The organism is Proteus vulgaris (assembly GCF_016239305.1).
Taxonomy (GTDB): domain Bacteria; phylum Pseudomonadota; class Gammaproteobacteria; order Enterobacterales; family Enterobacteriaceae; genus Proteus; species Proteus vulgaris_C.
Map to the genome: position 1 here is coordinate 71,941 of NZ_JAEHOQ010000010.1, position 18,120 is coordinate 90,060.

Annotated in this window: 10 protein-coding genes; all 10 read left to right on the plus strand. The window is 37.7% G+C overall.

The window, feature by feature from the left end; translation table 11 throughout:
• The 10 genes from ptsP (at position 1) to recD (ending at position 18,109) form a co-directional block, all read left to right on the plus strand.
• Positions 1-2,247, plus strand: coding sequence for a phosphoenolpyruvate--protein phosphotransferase (ptsP, locus tag JEP40_RS09300; protein WP_198623333.1), 2,247 nt, complete (start codon positions 1-3; stop codon positions 2,245-2,247).
• Positions 2,248-2,326: 79 nt separating this feature from the next.
• Positions 2,327-3,217, plus strand: a complete 891-nt coding sequence (lgt, locus tag JEP40_RS09305; RefSeq protein WP_198623334.1) for a prolipoprotein diacylglyceryl transferase — start codon at positions 2,327-2,329, stop codon at positions 3,215-3,217.
• Between the two features lie 45 nt (positions 3,218-3,262).
• Positions 3,263-4,114, plus strand: coding sequence for a thymidylate synthase (locus tag JEP40_RS09310; protein ID WP_198623335.1), 852 nt, complete (start codon positions 3,263-3,265; stop codon positions 4,112-4,114).
• Between the two features lie 227 nt (positions 4,115-4,341).
• The gene (locus JEP40_RS09315; RefSeq protein WP_198623336.1) at positions 4,342-4,851 is read left to right on the plus strand and encodes a prepilin-type N-terminal cleavage/methylation domain-containing protein; all 510 of its coding nucleotides are present in this window, start codon (positions 4,342-4,344) and stop codon (positions 4,849-4,851) included.
• Positions 4,845-5,489 (plus strand): prepilin peptidase-dependent protein, encoded by a 645-nt coding sequence (locus JEP40_RS09320; RefSeq protein ID WP_198623337.1) that lies wholly within the window; start codon positions 4,845-4,847, stop codon positions 5,487-5,489. The genes JEP40_RS09315 and JEP40_RS09320 overlap by 7 nt, the downstream gene beginning before the upstream one ends.
• A complete protein-coding gene (locus tag JEP40_RS09325) occupies positions 5,486-5,947 on the plus strand; it encodes a DUF2509 family protein (protein ID WP_198623338.1) in 462 nt (153 codons plus the stop codon). The genes JEP40_RS09320 and JEP40_RS09325 overlap by 4 nt, the downstream gene beginning before the upstream one ends.
• Before the next feature lie 344 nt (positions 5,948-6,291).
• Complete coding sequence (recC, locus tag JEP40_RS09330) at positions 6,292-9,675, plus strand: exodeoxyribonuclease V subunit gamma (protein ID WP_198623339.1); 3,384 nt, start codon at positions 6,292-6,294, stop codon at positions 9,673-9,675.
• A 15-nt stretch (positions 9,676-9,690) separates the two neighbouring features.
• Positions 9,691-12,579, plus strand: a complete 2,889-nt coding sequence (gene ptrA / locus JEP40_RS09335; protein ID WP_198623340.1) for a pitrilysin — start codon at positions 9,691-9,693, stop codon at positions 12,577-12,579.
• Positions 12,576-16,196 carry an exodeoxyribonuclease V subunit beta gene (recB, locus tag JEP40_RS09340; protein WP_198623341.1) on the plus strand — a complete coding sequence of 1,207 codons (3,621 nt, stop codon included), beginning with the start codon at positions 12,576-12,578 and terminating at the stop codon, positions 16,194-16,196. The genes ptrA and recB overlap by 4 nt, the downstream gene beginning before the upstream one ends.
• Before the next feature lie 2 nt (positions 16,197-16,198).
• Positions 16,199-18,109, plus strand: a complete 1,911-nt coding sequence (recD, locus tag JEP40_RS09345; RefSeq protein WP_198623342.1) for an exodeoxyribonuclease V subunit alpha — start codon at positions 16,199-16,201, stop codon at positions 18,107-18,109.
• The last annotated feature ends 11 nt before the right edge of the window (positions 18,110-18,120 follow it).

Genomic DNA, 18,120 nt, shown 5'->3' on the forward strand with positions numbered 1-18,120 from the left:
ATGCTGACACGTTTGCGAGAAATTGTAGAAAAAGTGGCTATGGCAGCAGGGCTTCCAGAAGCACTTGAACTCTTAGTCAAGGAAACGTGTCAGGCAATGCACACGGATGTGTGTTCTATTTATCTTGCCGATAAGCAACGTAGTTGTTTTTATCTAATGGCCACAAAAGGGCTCAAAAAACCCAGAGGGCGAGCTGTTAGCCTCTCGTTTGATGAAGGCGTTGTTGGTGAAGTAGGACGCCTTTCCGAGCTTATTAACCTCGCGGATATTCGTGAGCACCCTAGTTTTAAATACCTTCCTCAAGTAAAAGAAGACGATCTGCGTGCTTTCCTTGGTGTGCCCATTGTTTATCGTCGCCAACTCCTTGGTGTTTTAGTTGTTCAACAAAAAGAACGTCGCTTATTTAACGAGAGCGAAGAGTCTTTTATGGTGACACTAGCAACACAATTAGGTGCAACGTTATCGCAAGTACAAACTAAAGGGCTATTTGGACAATACCGCCAAAGTCGTATTAAAGCGTTATCGGTTTCGACGGGAGTGGTAATGGCTTATGGTTGGCAAGAAATCTCTCAGCCAATTCTTGAGAATGTATTTAAAGCTAGCACGCTTGATATTAAAGCGGAATTAAATCGACTCGCAGTGGCTTTAGAAGATGCCACGGCAGAATGTCGCCGTTTTAGTAAACGTTTTATGGCGAATGCACAAAAAGAGAGTGCTGCCATTTTTGATCTTTACTCGCATTTACTTAATGATCCCCAACTTAAACACAAAATGACAGCGATTATCACTCAAGGATATGTCGCAGAATGGGCTGTAAAGGTGGTTGTTGAGAAAGTTTCGGCACAATTTTCTAGTCTGAAAGATGGCTACATGCGAGAAAGAGCCTCTGATCTAAAAGCATTAGGGCGGCGTTTACTATTTCATTTAGATGATGAGCTAAGCTCAACCAATATTTGGCCTGAGCGCTTTATTTTGGTGGCTGATGAATTAAGCGCAAGTTTATTGGCAGAATTACCTGAGCAACAACTTGCAGGTGTGATTGTGCGAGATGGTGCAACACATTCACACTCTGCCATCCTTGTTAGAGCAATGGGAATTCCCGCGATTATGGGGGCGGATATTCAACCTGAGCTTTTACATAATCGCATGCTTATTCTTGATGGTTATCGTGGAGAGATTTTTATTGAACCAGAGCCTTTTATTACTCAAGAATATAAACAGATTATTGATGAAGAAAGTGTATTAAGCCAGATTGCAGAAGATCAATTAGAACAGCTAGCTGTTCTCAAAAATGGTGAAGCGGTTAGCGTTCAATTGAATGCAGGATTAAATATTAAATACGAGCAACGTATTAGCGTGGGGATAGACGGTGTTGGTTTGTATCGAACAGAAATCCCTTTTATGTTACAAAGTGGTTTTCCATCAGAAGATGAACAAAAAAATCGCTACCGTGAAATACTCTCTTTTTTCCCTGATAAACCCGTTGTGTTACGTGCATTAGATGTTGGTGCAGATAAACAACTTCCTTATATGCCCATTAATGAGGAAAATCCTTGCTTAGGTTGGCGAGGAATAAGAATATTGCTCGATCAACCTGAAATTTTTCTTATTCAGCTTCGTGCTATGTTAAAAGCAAACCTCGAGTTTAAAAATTTGAAAATATTGTTGCCGATGGTGACAAGTATTGATGAAATTGACGAAGCGAGAACATTGCTATTACGCGCATGTGATGAAGTGAGTCGAGAGTTAAAATGTGAATGTGCTCTACCACCGTTAGGTATTATGCTTGAAGTTCCCTCGTTAGTATTTATGTTGTCACAATTAGCTAATCGGGTTGATTTTATCTCTGTTGGAACAAACGATTTAACTCAATACTTGCTTGCAGTCGATCGTAATAATACCCATGTCGCATCACTCTATGATAATTTGCATCCTGCATTATTGCGTTCACTGAGTTTGATTGCGACACAATGCCAATATTACCAGTTGCCAATCAGTGTTTGTGGCGAAATGGCAGGGACACCTATTGGGGCATTGCTGTTAATAGGGCTTGGTTTTAGGCAGTTAAGCATGAGTGGACGTAGTTTACCTAGGGTAAAATACTTATTACGCCATCTTGATCCTGTGGTGTTACAGCCTTTTATGCAACAAGTGTTGCAAGCTGAAACAGCAACAGAAATCAAAAAATTGTCTTCTGAATTTATGGAAAGGCAGGGATTAGGTGGATTAATTCGCGGAGGTATCTGATATGCCTTTGTATAAGCCTTTTCTGTGTTGCTGATAAAGAGTAAACACAGAAATTATTAATTAAGTGAAGTAGGGAATAATGAGTATAAGTTACCTTAAATTTCCAGAGATTGATCCCGTTATGTTTTCTATCGGGCCTGTGTCATTACACTGGTACGGTATGATGTATTTAGTTGGATTTGTCTTTGCCTTATGGCTTGCAAATCGACGAGCTGCAAAACCGAATAGTGGTTGGAATAAAAATGAAGTTGAGACATTACTTTATGTCGGCTTTGTTGGTGTATTTATCGGTGGTCGCTTAGGTTATGTTTTATTCTATAATCTGCCTGTCTTTTTAAATGATCCTCTTTACCTCTTTAAAGTTTGGGATGGCGGTATGTCGTTCCATGGGGGGTTAATTGGGGTAATTTGTGCCATGATTTGGTTTGCAAAACGCACTAAACGTGGTTTTTTCCAAGTAGCTGATTTTGTTGCGCCTTTAATCCCATTTGGTTTAGGTTTAGGCCGTATCGGTAACTTTATTAATGGTGAATTATGGGGACGCGTCACATTAGATACACCTTGGGCGTTCTTATTTCCCAACTCTCGTTCTGAAGATCTTCAACTTGTTGCTCAAGATCCATCAACGCTATTACCTATTATTCAAGAATATGGGGTTTTACCTCGTCACCCATCACAGCTTTATGAAATGCTGTTAGAAGGGGTGGTGTTATTTATTATTCTTAATATTTTTGTGCGTAAAAATCGCCCAGTAGGCAGTGTATCGGGTCTATTCCTGATAGGTTATGGTGCATTCCGTATTATTGTTGAATTCTTCCGTCAACCTGATGCGCAATTAGGACTGTTTAGTGGTGTGAGTATGGGACAATTACTCTCAATACCAATGATTTTGTTGGGTATTATTTTTATGGTATGGGCTTATCGTCAAGATAAAAAAACACCACAAAGTCCAACACCAGCTCACAAATAGTGTGAGATAAATTTTTATTATTAGCTAATTAACAAGAGAGACAACATGAAGCAGTATCTGGCATTGTGTCAACGCATTATCGATGAAGGACAATGGATTGATAATAAACGGACAGGAACCCGTTGTTTAACGGTGATTAATGCCGATCTGGAATATGATGTTGCGAATAACCAATTTCCGTTAATAACGACACGAAAAAGTTTTTATAAAGCAGCAATAGCAGAACTGTTAGGGTATTTACGTGGTTATGATAATGCGGCACAATTTCGTGAGATTGGTTGTAATACATGGAATGCTAATGCGAATGAAAATAGTGCATGGTTAAATAACCCTCATCGTAAAGGTGAAGACGATATGGGCCGTGTTTATGGCGTTCAAGGACGCCAGTGGCAACGTCCTGATGGTTCTCATTTTGATCAACTGCGTAAAGTGGTAGATAACCTTACTAAAGGTATAGATGATCGTGGTGAAATCGTCACGTTTTACAATCCTGGTGAGACAGAGCTAGGTTGCTTACGCCCTTGTATGCATACGCATACCTTTTCACTTGTCGGTGATACACTTTATTTAACTTCTTATCAGCGCAGTTGTGATGTGCCATTAGGTTTGAATTTCAACCAAATTCAGTGCTTTGTCTTATTAGCGCTGGTGGCTCAAATTACAGGGCATAAACCGGGTAAAGCATTTCATAAGATAATCAATGCCCATATCTATGAAAATCAATTAGCTCTAATGCGTGATGTTCAGTTAAAAAGAGAACCTTTACCGTTACCAACGTTGCATATCAATCCAAAAATAAAAACATTGGAAGATATCGAAACATGGGTAACAACGGATGATTTTACAGTTGAAGGCTATCAATGCCATGAAGCGATAAAATATCCATTTACAGTGTAATTTCTCCTTTGCTTTTAAAGCCCCTGTTTAGTCATAGGCAGGGGCTTTTTATTGGTTTTTTATTTTAAAGTTAAAGAGTTATCAGTATTTATTAATCATAAATATGTTTATTTTGTATTTGCTCTGAAAATATTGTTATTGTGTAACTGTTCGAGAAAAGCGCTTATTTTTGTTTACCTTTAAGGCTGTAGTCTGCATGCTCACCACAGGCTAAAAAGGAGAAACAAATGAACAATCATAGGGAAATAAGCCTAAATAAGGAGTTTCAGAAAAAAAGTGAGCAAGGTATCAGCTTACTCGAAATACTTATTGTTATGCTGATAGTATCTATTTTAAGTTATCTATCAATCTCTTCTTATCAACATCTTATTAAGCAACGCCATTTAATACAAAGTGTGCGAGAAACCATTGCTTTTCTTTATTACCAGCAACAGCAAGCGTTGCTGTTTAATGTCAAAATTAAAATATCACTTCATTTATCTCCCAGTAATAAAATAGTCGCTATTCCTTTTTCTCTACGATACTTACCTGAAAAACAAACGATTTATCAATTATCCCTAGGTATTCAACTTAAGCAATCAACAGTCTCAAATTTTACGTTTGGTGGAATTCGCCAAACCTTAAAGCCCATGAGTTTTGTACTTCAAAATGAAGAGGATGAAGTGAAAATTATTATTTCATCGCTAGGCCGAATAAGAGCGTGTAGCCAGAAAATAAAGGTATTTTCATCATGTTAAAACGATCTGTATTTTCTTTTTCATCAGGGATGATATTGATGGAATGTCTCTTCGCTATTGCGATAAGTGGGATTTTATTTCTTTGCATCAGTAGAGCTTATCCCCAAATAATAAATACGCTGATCCATTCTTATCAACAATATCAATTAGATATTTTTTTAAGAGAACGATTATTGGTACTCGAAACGCAATTAAGGCGTACAGGGTATTGTTATGGTGATTGTGTTAATACGTTGGAGTCAAATGGCTTACAAGTATCACCTTTAAAGATAGGGCAATATCCTCATCAAGAAAAAAATTCCTGCATTATTTTTGCTTATGACATAAACAGTAATGGTCGATGGGAGCCACCTTTGTCAAAAGAGAGTGATTATTTTGGATATCGCCTTAAAAAGGGGCAGTTAGAGCAATTAAGAGGTGTAAAAGATTGTGCCTCTTCAGGATGGCAACAATTTTTCGAAAATAACGAGATTGAGGTAACTGAGTTTATTTTACAGCCTTATGCTAAAACACATCCTGTGAAAGAAAATTCGTATTTTTATCTTTCTATCTCTTTAAAATTTCATTTTAAACAAAAGCCTGAAATAAAATCATATTATCAAAATATTATCCGTTTAAGGAATGTGACTGCACTATGAATATTTATTTCATTCACAAAAGTAATGAAAAAGGCTTGGCGGGTATATTTGTAGTGATAGGCTTTATTGGCATGAGTTTATCTATGCTTGGAAATTTTTCTTACCATTATAGGCAATCTGAACAAATAGTGATGCAAGAGTTACAAGCAAGACAGGCCTTTTTATTTGCTGAATCAGCACTGCAATGGGGAATAACACAGGATTGGGATCTTTCATCAATACAATTAAACAAATGGCAATGCCGTCCTTTTTATGCAGATCCCAAAATAAAGAGCTGCTTATTTTTAATCTCTACAGATAAGGCATTACTTCAAGGGCAAGCAGAAAGCTTATTAGGTTATAAAATATATCATTATCAATGGATTAGTTTTAAAAAAGGAAAAGATAAAGCTATTGTTTCTGATCCAAATGGATGGCTAGATTATTGCCCATTCGTGCATAAGGAGTGTGTATCATAAAAAAGTATCAAAATAGATCGGAAAATGGCTCTATCTTACTTAATACAATGTTTGTATTACTATTTTTTAATATTAGTTTTGTCGCTATTATAGGGTATAGTCAATCATTAAAAGCTGATTTTCAGCGGTTAATTCAAATACAGCAAACAGGGCAGGGAATTTTTGTTTTATTTGAAAAACTGCCTGATAAATCACCTTACTATTTTGCTTATAACCAGAAAATAATGACGCATTCTCTTTCACATTCCGAAGGTTGTCAGCAAATAGAAGGTTATGCCACTAATAATGTTTTACCCAAGATAAATTTATACTATTGGTCATGCAATCCATAAGATGAGGATCTGATGTTTCATATATATCACTCAAATCAGTTGTCATTATTAAAGTCACTTATGGTGCACTTTATGCAGACCAGACCACTCTCTTCTCCCTTTGAACAAGAAGTGATCTTAGTACAAAGTCCCGGAATGTCTCAGTGGTTGCAAATTCAGCTTGCTGAAAGTTTAGGAATTGCAGCAAATATTCGTTATCCATTACCTGCAACATTTATTTGGGAAATGTTTACGCGGGTGCTATCAGGTATACCTAAAGAAAGTGCCTTTTCTAAAGATGCCATGACATGGAAATTAATGGCATTATTGCCTGAGTATTTACCTCATGAAGAATTTAAACCACTACTTCATTATCTTGATGATGATGAAGATAAACGTAAATTACACCAATTAGCGGGGCGTGTTGCTGACTTATTTGACCAATATTTAGTGTATCGTTCTGATTGGTTAGCTTCGTGGGAAAAAGATGAATTGATAGAAGGACTGAGTGAAAATCAGCGTTGGCAAAAAATATTGTGGGTAGCATTACAGCAATACACAAAAGATCTCAATCAGCCCCAATGGCATCGTTCTAATCTTTATCAGCAATTTATTTCGACATTAAATGGTGCAAAAGAAGGGGAATTTCAGCACTGTTTTCCACCTCGTATCTTTATTTGTGGAATTTCGGCATTACCTCAAGTTTATTTGCAGGCTCTACAAGCTATCGGGCGTCATACTGAGATCTATTTACTCTTTACCAATCCTTGCCGTTACTATTGGGGGGATATTCAAGATCCTAAATTTCTTGCTCGGCTTAATAGTAGAAAACCTCGCCATTATCAGCAATTACATGAATCACCTTGGTTTAAAGATGAAAAAAATGCCTCATCTCTATTTAATGAAGAGGGGGAGCAAAATATCGGTAATCCGCTATTAGCTTCATGGGGAAAGCTGGGTAAAGATAATCTCTATTTTCTTTCTGAGCTTGAGTATACCGATGTATTAGATGCTTTTGTTGATATTCCAAGAGATAATTTACTTCATCAATTACAAGCAGATATTCTTGACTTAGAAGATTTCTCACAATTAGGTTCAACACTTAAAACCTATGAATGTAGTGAAAAAAAACGTGTTATTTCGCTAGAAGATCACTCGTTGACTTTTCATGCAAGTCATAGCCCACAACGTGAAGTGGAAGTATTACAAGATCAATTACTGCATTTGCTAGAACAAGATCCCGAATTACTACCACGGGATATTATTGTGATGGTTGCGGATATTGATAATTATACACCTTATATTCAGGCCGTTTTTGGTAATGCACCCGCTGAACGCTATCTCCCTTTTGCTATTTCTGATAGAAAAGCACGTCAAGCACACCCAGTATTACAAGCTTTTATTACGCTATTAGAACTTCCTCAAAGTCGTTTTACTGCAGAACAAGTATTAGCTTTACTTGAAGTGCCTGCATTAGCTGGGCATTTTTCTATTTTTGAAAGTGAATTAAAACTGCTACGCCGATGGGTGGATGAATCAGGCATACGTTGGGGATTGGATGACGAAAACGTAGCTTCATTTTTACTCCCTATCACAGGTAAAAATACATGGGAGTTTGGTTTACTGCGTATGTTGCTTGGTTATGCGATGGAAAGCGAAAATGGTCCTTGGAAAGGTGTGCTTCCTTATGATGAATCCAGCGGGTTAGTCGCAGAACTTGCAGGGCATCTTGCTGATTTTCTTTACACATTAAGTGAATGGCGTACACGTTTAAGTGAAACACGTTCCTTAGAAGCGTGGTTAGAGATTGGGCAACAATTGGTTGATGCCTTTTTTGAAGCTGATGAAGAGACTGAGTTAGTTTTAGCATTGATCACACAACAGTGGCAAAAAGTGATTGAAAATGGATTGAAAGCGCAATATCAACATGAAATTCCATTAGTGCTTATTCGAGATGAATTAACGGTACGGTTTGATGATGAAAAAATTAGCCAGCGCTTTTTGGCAGGAAGCCTGAACTTTTGTACGCTGATGCCTATGCGCTCAATTCCTTTTAAAGCGGTATGCTTATTAGGAATGAATGATGGCATTTACCCTCGTAATATTCAGCCATTAGGCTTTGATTTAATGGCAGAAAAGCGACGTCGTGGTGACAGAAAACGTCGAGATGATGACCGGTATTTATTTCTTGAGGCACTTAGCTCGGCTGAAAAATACCTTTATATCAGCTATATCGGTAAATCGATACGTGATGATCGAGAATGTAATCCATCAGTCTTAATCAAAGAGTTACAAGACTATATTGGTCAAAATTTCCGTTTACCTGATGATGGAAAACTTAATGTTGATGATAGTGCGACTCGTATTAACCTGCATTTATTAACACAGCATAGTCGTGTTCCTTTTGCTCAAGAAAACTTCCACATTGAGGCATCTTCTCGTTCTTATGCTTCAGAATGGTTACCAGCTGCCAGTGGGCAAGGAGAGGCTCATCAAGATTTTACGGAGTCATTAGATGATGATATATCAATAGATAAAGTTTCCGTTGATACACTTTCTCGTTTTTATCGTCACCCTATCCGCGCTTTCTTCCAACAAAGATTAAAAACAAACTTTGTTATTGAAGAAACAGAACTACCCGAAGAAGAGCCTTTTGTGATAAATGCACTTCAACGTTATCTATTAAATCAATGGTTATTGAAAGCATTGATTGATCAAACGTCAACAGGATCACTCTTTGAGCGTATTAAAGCAGCAGGGCAACTTCCAGCGAGTGCATTTGGTCAAATTTATTGGGAACAGCAAATAGAAGAGCTACTTCCTTTAGCTGAAAAAGTGAGAAGTGAACGATTAGCCTCGTATTCTGTCACATTAGAGCAAAGCTTTAGTGCGATGCCATTGATTGGGCGTTTAAATGAGGTGCAAGCAGATGGCTTGTTACGCTGGCGACCTGCGAGTTTAACGGCTAATGACTTATTGCAACTGTGGATTGAACATCTGGTTTATTGTTTGAAAGAGGGAACTGGTGAAAGTCGATTTTATGGCAGAAAAGAGACGCAATGGTGTTTATTGCCAGTTGATCCTGAATTTGCTTATTCGACTTTAGATAATTTAATTCACGATTATAAACAAGGGCTAAATAGTCCATTAGCGTTATTTGCGAAAAGTGGTTGGGCTTGGTTACAAGCTTGCTATGATAAAAAAACACAAGAATTTTTACTTGATGATGAAGAAACGCTCGCAAAAGCGGAGTTAGTGCTGCTACAACATTTAACGGATAGCTATAATCGAGATGGCGAAATGAGTGATATGTATGTTCAGCGTGCATTTTCTCAATTAGACGAGCATTTTTTACAAACAGTAAAACAGACGACATTAACGATATTTAAACCAATAATTCCATTTTTAAAAAAATAAGGGAGCTCATATCAGATGAGAAAATACTTATCGCAACTATGGTTCATGTTGCTATTGATGCTAGTGAGTATCAACAGTTTTGCTGCTGATCCACTTTGGCAAGTATTGCCAGATAGCATTGAAAAAAGTGAAAGTGATCCTCGGCAATATCAAGCGATTAAATTGCCTAATGATATGACTGTATTACTGGTTTCTGACGAAAAAGCGGTTAAATCATTAACAGCGGTTGCGTTACCTGTTGGCGCATTAGAAGATCCAGATAGTCAGCAAGGGCTTGCGCATTATTTAGAACATATGGTGTTAATGGGATCGGTAAAATATCCTCAATCTGGCAGTATGTCAGAGTTCTTACAGAAGAACGGGGGATCTCATAATGCGAGCACCACGACGTATCGTACAGCTTTCTACTTAGAAGTAGAAAATAGCGCTATTAATGAAGCGGTCGATCGTCTTGCTGATGCCTTAGCTGAACCTTTACTTGATCCTAAAAATGCAGATCGTGAACGTAATGCGGTTAATGCCGAATTAACCATGGCACGTGCGCGTGATGGCATGCGTTTTTGGCAGGTGAGAGCAGAAACATTAAACCCAGCACATCCAAGTTCTCGTTTTATGGGCGGGAATTTAGAAACGTTGAGCGACAAGCCAAACAGCAAACTTCAAGATGAATTAATTAAATTCTATCAAACACACTATTCTGGCAACTTAATGAATGGGGTGATTTATAGTAATAAATCTCTTGATGAATTATCTAAATTAGCCGCAGAAACCTTTGCTCGTATTCCAAATAAAAAAGCAGATATCCCTGTAACCACAGTACCTGCGATGACGGATAAAGAAAAAGGGTTAATGATCCATCTTGTACCTGCTTTACCGCAAAAAACCTTACAAATTGAATTTGGTATTGATAATAATGTTGCCGATTTTCGTAGTAAATCTGATGCATATATCGGTTATTTAATTAGTAATCGTAGTTCTGGAACACTTGCAACATGGTTACAAGATCAAGGTTTAGCTGAAAGTATTAGCGCATTTTCAGAGCCGTATATCGATCGTAACCAAGGCTCATTTACGATTTATGTCGCATTAACAGATAAAGGTTTAGCGCAAAAAGATAAAGTCATTTCAGCCATCTTTTCATACCTTCGTTTAATTGAGTCACAAGGCATTAGTCAGCGCTATTTTGATGAAATTGCAAATGTTTTAGATCTCTCATTTCGTTATGGCTCTATCGTAAGAGATATGAATTACATAGAAGGCATTTCAGATATGATGTTGCGTTATCCAATCAAAAATATCCTGAATGCCGATTATATTGCTGATAATTATGAACCTTCAGCAATTCTTTCTCGTCTTGGATCACTTACGCCAGAAAAAGCACGTATATGGGTAATAAGCCCTAATGAACCGTCTAACAAGCAAGCTTATTTTGTTGATGCACCTTATCAAGTTGATAAAATTACAGCTAAACAATTAGAAAAATGGCAGACGTTATCGGATAATATTTCATTATCCTTACCAACACTTAACCCATATATTCCTGATAACCTGTCGTTGATTGACGCTGACAGTAAAATCACTAAACCACAATTATTGTGGCAAGATAAAAGCGCTCGCTTGTTCTATATGCCATCACACTATTTTTCTGATGAGCCAAAAGCCAGTGTGACATTAAGTTTGGTAAATAAGAGATCAGACATTACGGTTAAACAGCAAGTTACACAAACTTTAACTGACTATCTTGCTGGTTTAGCATTAAGTGAATTATCTTATCAAGCTTCTGTTGCAGGAATGAATATCTCATCCTCATCAGGACAAGGTATTGATTTTTCAATGAATGGTTATACACAACATTTACCAGAACTAGTTAATGCAACACTAAAAAGCTATATGAGCTTTGAATCAACTCAAGAAGAGCTTGAACAGGCTAAATCTTGGTATCGCGAACAACTTGAAGTAACTCATAACCTAAAAGCGTTTGAAGCAGCCATGCTACCCGCTCGCCGATTAAATACTATTCCGTATTATGAAGAAGCTGACAAACTCAAAGCATTAGAGTCAATTACACTGCAAGATATTATTGATAATCGTCGTGAAGTGATTAAAAACGCGGCACTTCAAGCACTGATTATTGGTAACTTAACACCAGAGCAAAGCCGTAATATTGCGAAATCTGCACATGAGTTATTAGGAAATCAAGGAACAGAATACTGGATTGGTGAAACATTAGTATTCAATAAATTAGATGCCGTTGAATTTCAAAATAAATCAAATAGTACAGATAATGCCTTAGGCGAACTTTATATTCCTACTGGGTATAGTCGTCTTGAAGGTCAGGCCATTTCTTCCGTGTTAGCTTCGGTTATTAAACCTTGGTTCTATGATCAATTAAGAACAGAAGAACAACTTGGTTATGCTGTATTTGCTTATCAAGGCACTATGGGTGAGCAGTCTGGTTTAGGTTTCTTATTACAAAGTAATGCTAAACCTCCAGTTTACTTGAATGAACGTTATAACGCATTTTATCAGCAAGCCTATGAACGTTTGAAAAAAATGAGTGAGGCTGATTTTAATCAGTATAAACAAGCAATTATTACTGAAGTTAAACAACCACCTCAAACTTTCTATGAAGAAGTCTCTCTTTATCGAAATGATTTCCATCGTAATAATTTAAAATATGATGGACGAGAGAAATTTTTAGCTGAACTTAATAAAGTAACGTTAAAGCAATCTATTGAATTTTATGAAAAAGCAGTAATAAAACCAAACGGATTTGTGTTTGTTTCTCAAGTCATTGGCAAAGATGGTAAAGAGGCTGATTATGCGCAAAATAAACAATGGAAACGTTATACAACAGTCAGCGAATTACAAAAAACGTTACCAGTTGAGGAAATTAAAGAGTGAGTGAAGTGATACAGGCACAGCCATTAAATCCTTATACACTTCCTTTGTACCAAAGACGCCTTATTGAGGCGTCTGCAGGTACAGGTAAAACCTATACCATTGGATTACTGTATTTGCGATTACTTCTTGGTTTAGGGGGCGATAGTGCATTTTATCGACCTCTAAGCGTTGAAGAGATCTTGGTTGTGACATTTACAGATGCGGCAACAGATGAATTACGTGCACGTATTCGTAAAAATATCCATGAACTAAGGCTTGCCTGTATCCGCCATGATGTTGATAGTGTTGACAAAACATACCAAGAGTTACTCAAACAAATTCCTAATAAAGAGTTAGCCGCGCAGTGGTTATTAGAAGCTGAGCGTCAAATGGATGAAGCTGCTATTTATACTATTCATGGATTTTGCCAGCGTATGCTGGCAAACAATGCATTTGAGTCAGGTGTATTGTTTGAACAAGTCTTGATCCAAGATGAGTATGAGCTGAAAAAACGTGTTTGTGCTGATTTTTGGCGGCGCCACTGTTATCCCCTCTCTTATGATGTTGCTAATGCCGTCAGCCAGATTTGGTCTGGCCCTGAGCAACTGCTTTATGAAATACAGCCTTATTTACAAGGTGAAATGCCAGAGATTGAAGGCGTGGTATTAGACAGCGAAAATGAGTCAGTAAAAGAGCGTCATCAAACTGTTATTGAAGCCATTAACAAAGTGAAAGCGCGTTGGAATGAACACCACCATGAAGTTGAGGCGTGGATAACAGCCTCAGGAGTGGATAAACGAAGTTATAGTAGCCGTTTTTTACCTAAATGGATCGAAGAAATCACGCTATGGGCCGCAACGCTTGAAACAAAAAGCTATCAGTTGCCTGATTGCTTAGTTCGTTTTTCTCAAGAAACTTTAAATGAGAAAGCGACCAAAGGCCCAGCTCCAGAGCATATTCTTTTTATTGAAATTGAGCGTCTAACAAAACAAAGTTTAACACTGCGTGATGTTATTTTAGTGAATGCTATTCCTGAAATACGTCAAGGTATTGAAAATGAAAAAATGCGTCGGGGTGAAATGGGATTTGATGATCTCTTAACACGCTTAGATAGAGCATTAAAACGTGAAGGTGGAGAAACATTAGCTCAGGCTATTCGTGAGCGTTATCCCGTTGCAATGATTGATGAATTTCAAGATACCGATCCTCAACAATACCGTATTTTTGATGCTATTTATGGTGAGCATGAAAACAGCGGGTTACTTTTTATCGGTGATCCTAAACAGGCAATTTATGCTTTCCGTGGCGCCGATATTTTTACTTATATTCAAGCGCGAAAACAAACGACACACCATTATACTTTAAATACTAACTGGCGTTCTGCCCCGGGAATGGTGAATGCGGTTAATAAACTTTTTATGCGTTCCAGTGCTCCGTTTTTATTTGAACATATCCCTTTTATTGAAGTGAGTTCCGCTGAAAAGAATCAAGACATGGCTTTTATTTACCATAATAAACCGATCTCGCCTTTTAATTTCTGGCTTGCAGAAGGTGAAAGTCTATCAACGGGAAATTATGAGCAAATAATGGCAACGCAATGTGCTGCTCAAATTCGTGATTGGCTATCAGCTGGCGATCAACAACAAGCATGGCTCTTAGAGCAAGGTGAAAAAAAATCACTAACATCGGCTGATATTATGGTATTGGTTCGTAGTCGTAGAGAAGCATTACTTATTCGTGACGCGTTAAATTTACTTTCTATACAATCTGTATTCTTATCAAACCGTGAAAGTGTATTTGAAACGAACGAAGCTAAAGATTTGCTTTGGTTACTGCAAGCAGTCGTGACGCCAGAGAAAGAGCGTGTTTTAAGAGCCTCTTTAGCCAGTCGGTTATTTGGTTTGAGCGCAAGACAAATTGATAGCCTAAATCATGATGAACAGCGCTGGAATAGTTATGTAGAGAAATTTGCTGACTACTATGCATTATGGCAAAAACGTGGCGTTTTACCGATGTTGCGTAAAATTATGATGGATAATCAGATTGCCGAGGATCTACTTGCCAGTATTGATGGTGAACGAAGACTCACTGATATCATGCATATTGGTGAATTATTACAGGAAACCTCATTACAGCTTGATAGTGAACATGCGCTTATTCGTTGGTTGGCACAACAAATTTCTCATCCTGATGCACAATCAGAAAGCCAACAAATGCGTTTGGAAAGTGACCGAAATCTTGTGCGAATTTGTACTATTCATAAATCCAAAGGCCTTGAATATCCTATTGTTTGCTTGCCTTTTGCTTGTAACTATCAAGAGCAAAAAGGGGCGCTTTATCATGACCGAGAAAAATTTTACGCTAAGTTAGATATTTTTGGCCGACCTGAAAGCTTGCGTTTAGCTGATGAAGAACGTTTAGCAGAAGATTTACGCTTACTTTATGTGGCACTAACACGTTCTAAATTTTGTTGTTATGTGGGTGTTGCGCCATTGGTGAAAGGGAATAAGCGTAAATCGGGGCTCACAGATCTCCATAAAAATGCTTTAGGGTATTTATTACAGCAAGGTGAAGAAGGAAATAGCGAATTATTGCATCAATCAATCCATGCGTTACTCGATGACAATATTAGTGTGATCACGCTTGATGATGTTTCAGCACATCGTTACCAGCCTCTATTAGTCAGTGAAGCAAAATTAGAGGCCGCGGTATTTAAACGTAAAATCCATGATAATTGGCGTATAACCAGCTATTCAGGACTAACTTATCAACATTCAAATCGCGGATATCATTTTGATTTAGGCGATATTGAGGCTTTGGTGCAGTCTATTGCTCCAGGACTGGATACTGATGCCAAAGGTGAGAAACAACGAGAAGAAACCAATGAAAATTCAATACATCATTTCCCTCGTGGTGCGATTGCAGGAACATTTTTACACGGTTTGCTTGAAGTATTGGATTTTTCTCAACCCATTGATGAACAATGGATGCAAGAGCAATTAACGGCTCAAAGCTTTGATGAAAAGTGGGCGCCATTATTAGTAACATGGATGGAAACACTGTTTCATACCCCTCTTAATACTGATGGGTTATGCCTTGCTGATATCCCTAAAACACAACAACTTGATGAATTACAATTTTATTTACCGATTGAACAAGAGATCACATCATCTCAGTTGACTCAATTAATAAATCAGTTTGATCCCTTATCAAAACGTTGTGCTGCTTTACAATTTCAGCAAGTAGAAGGCATGTTAAAAGGCTTTATTGACTTAGTGTTTTGTTGGGAAGGGAAATACTATGTCGTGGATTATAAATCAAATTGGCTAGGTGAATCGAGTGAAGACTACACTCAAGAAGCGATGGTCAATGCAATGATAGATCACCGCTACGATTTGCAGTACCAGCTCTATACGTTAGCGTTACATCGTTTTTTACAGCAACGTATTCCTGATTATGATTACAAAAACCATTTTGGAGGAATTTATTACCTTTTCTTACGTGGTATAGATAAAGCACATCCTGGAAATGGAGTTTATGCCTATTTACCTGATGAGGCGTTTGTTTTGGCGCTAGATGCACTATTTACAGGTAAAAGTATGAAAAATAGCACTCCTGATGTAGTCGATGAGAAATAAAAATGATCAAACTATTAGAACTAGCGATTACACAAAATGTATTACGACCGTTAGATCTTCGATTTGCACAAATGCTGGTGGAAGATGAAAATCCGATTTTACTGTTTATATTTGCCTATTTAAGTGCTCAAACAGGAGCCGGACATGTTTGTTTGCCATTAAATATTATCAAAGAAAATCAATTGTTTGATGGTAGACAAGACGAACTAGCTCACGCTATTTGGCAAAGAATGGGAGAACCTTCTACTAATCAAATAATTGAAGCGTTAATACATAGTCATTGTGTTAATCAAGGTGGTGATAATTCTCCGTCTCCTATCATTTTAGATAATGGACTCCTTTATCTACAAAGAATGTGGAGTTACGAAGAAAAAGTGGCTCAATTTTTTAGACAAGAACACTCTGTTGTTGATATCGATGAAAATGCATTAATTAAGGTACTCAATCAACTTTTTCCAACAGCAAAAGAAAATAAAGAAACTAATTGGCAGAAAGTCGCTGCCAGTGTTGCTATCACTAGCTCTATCTCTATTATTTCTGGCGGGCCCGGAACAGGAAAAACCACAACAGTGGCGAAAATCTTGGCTGCTTTTGTGATGCTCACTTCGAATGAAAAGCCCATTATTCAATTAGCGGCACCAACCGGAAAAGCAGCTGCCCGATTAACAGAATCTTTAGGTAAAGCACTTGCCCAACTCGCTTTAAGTGAAGAAGAAAATAAGTGGATGCCAAAGCAAGCACAAACTATTCATCGTTTGTTAGGGGCTCAGCCTGAAAGCCAGCAAGTGCGTTACCATAAAGATAATCCATTACAACTTGATATCTTAGTGGTTGATGAAGCATCAATGGTTGATTTACCTATGATGGCTCGTTTAATTGACGCGCTTCCAGAGCAATGCCACGTTATTTTCTTGGGAGATAAAGACCAACTAGCTTCTGTTGAAGCTGGAGCTGTATTAGGGGATATTTGTCGTTTTGCCGATGATGGTTTGAGCCAAAAGCGATTTGATAAAATTGATTATTTAACACAAGGTGAGTTATCAAAATCAGCAGAAATTATCTCCGTTTCTAGCACACCAGTTTCAGTTGTTAGTGATTCACTTTGCCTATTACGAAAAAGTTATCGATTTGGCTCTAATTCAGGTATTGGTCAACTTGCTTTTGCTGTAAACCAAGGGCAGACCAAAACAGCACTGACATTATTGAAGAAGGCTGTAAATACGTCTCAACAAATTGAAATGGCACTAGATACTCAAGATGTGAATTTTATCCCATTAGAGAGTGATGAAAACTATTTACTGATGATACAAAATGCGGCACAAGCCTATCGTCAATATCTCTCATTAATAGCAGAAAAAGCTACTCCTGATGCTATTCTTAACGCATTTAACCAATATCGTTTATTGTGTGCATTAAGAGAAGGGCCATTTGGTGTAAGTGGATTAAATGATCGAATTGAAATGCTACTGCACCGTCAACGATTAATTCGTCGCCCTACAAATAGCTATCAGAGTGATTATATTGGGCGGCCGATTATGATCCAGCGAAATGACAGCACACTTGGGCTATTTAATGGTGATATCGGTATTATGCTCAATAATGATGAAGGCGAAATGAAAGCTTTTTTCCAATTACCGGATGGTACCTTAAAAGCAATTCAACCTAGCCGGTTACCTCAACACGAAACGGCGTATGTTATGACAGTGCATAAATCGCAGGGATCTGAATTTACGCACACAGCATTAGTTTTACCTGAAAAATTTTCACCAGTGGTTAGCCGTGAATTGCTGTATACCGCCTTAACGCGTGCTAAGCAAAAACTTTCGCTTTATGCCTGCGAGTATATGGTGAAAATGGCTATTCAAACACGTATTCAACGTCGAAGTGGTTTAGTCGATAAATTACGTTATTAATATCTATCGGA

What these genes read in the sequence shown, in the direction of transcription:
- ptsP (WP_198623333.1), top strand. Translation starts at nt 1, where the DNA reads ATGCTGACACGTTTGCGAGAAATTGTAGAAAAAGTGGCTATGGCAGCA.
- lgt (WP_198623334.1), top strand. Translation starts at nt 2,327, where the DNA reads ATGAGTATAAGTTACCTTAAATTTCCAGAGATTGATCCCGTTATGTTT.
- JEP40_RS09310 (WP_198623335.1), top strand. Translation starts at nt 3,263, where the DNA reads ATGAAGCAGTATCTGGCATTGTGTCAACGCATTATCGATGAAGGACAA.
- JEP40_RS09315 (WP_198623336.1), top strand. Translation starts at nt 4,342, where the DNA reads ATGAACAATCATAGGGAAATAAGCCTAAATAAGGAGTTTCAGAAAAAA.
- JEP40_RS09320 (WP_198623337.1), top strand. Translation starts at nt 4,845, where the DNA reads ATGTTAAAACGATCTGTATTTTCTTTTTCATCAGGGATGATATTGATG.
- JEP40_RS09325 (WP_198623338.1), top strand. Translation starts at nt 5,486, where the DNA reads ATGAATATTTATTTCATTCACAAAAGTAATGAAAAAGGCTTGGCGGGT.
- recC (WP_198623339.1), top strand. Translation starts at nt 6,292, where the DNA reads ATGTTTCATATATATCACTCAAATCAGTTGTCATTATTAAAGTCACTT.
- ptrA (WP_198623340.1), top strand. Translation starts at nt 9,691, where the DNA reads ATGAGAAAATACTTATCGCAACTATGGTTCATGTTGCTATTGATGCTA.
- recD (WP_198623342.1), top strand. Translation starts at nt 16,199, where the DNA reads ATGATCAAACTATTAGAACTAGCGATTACACAAAATGTATTACGACCG.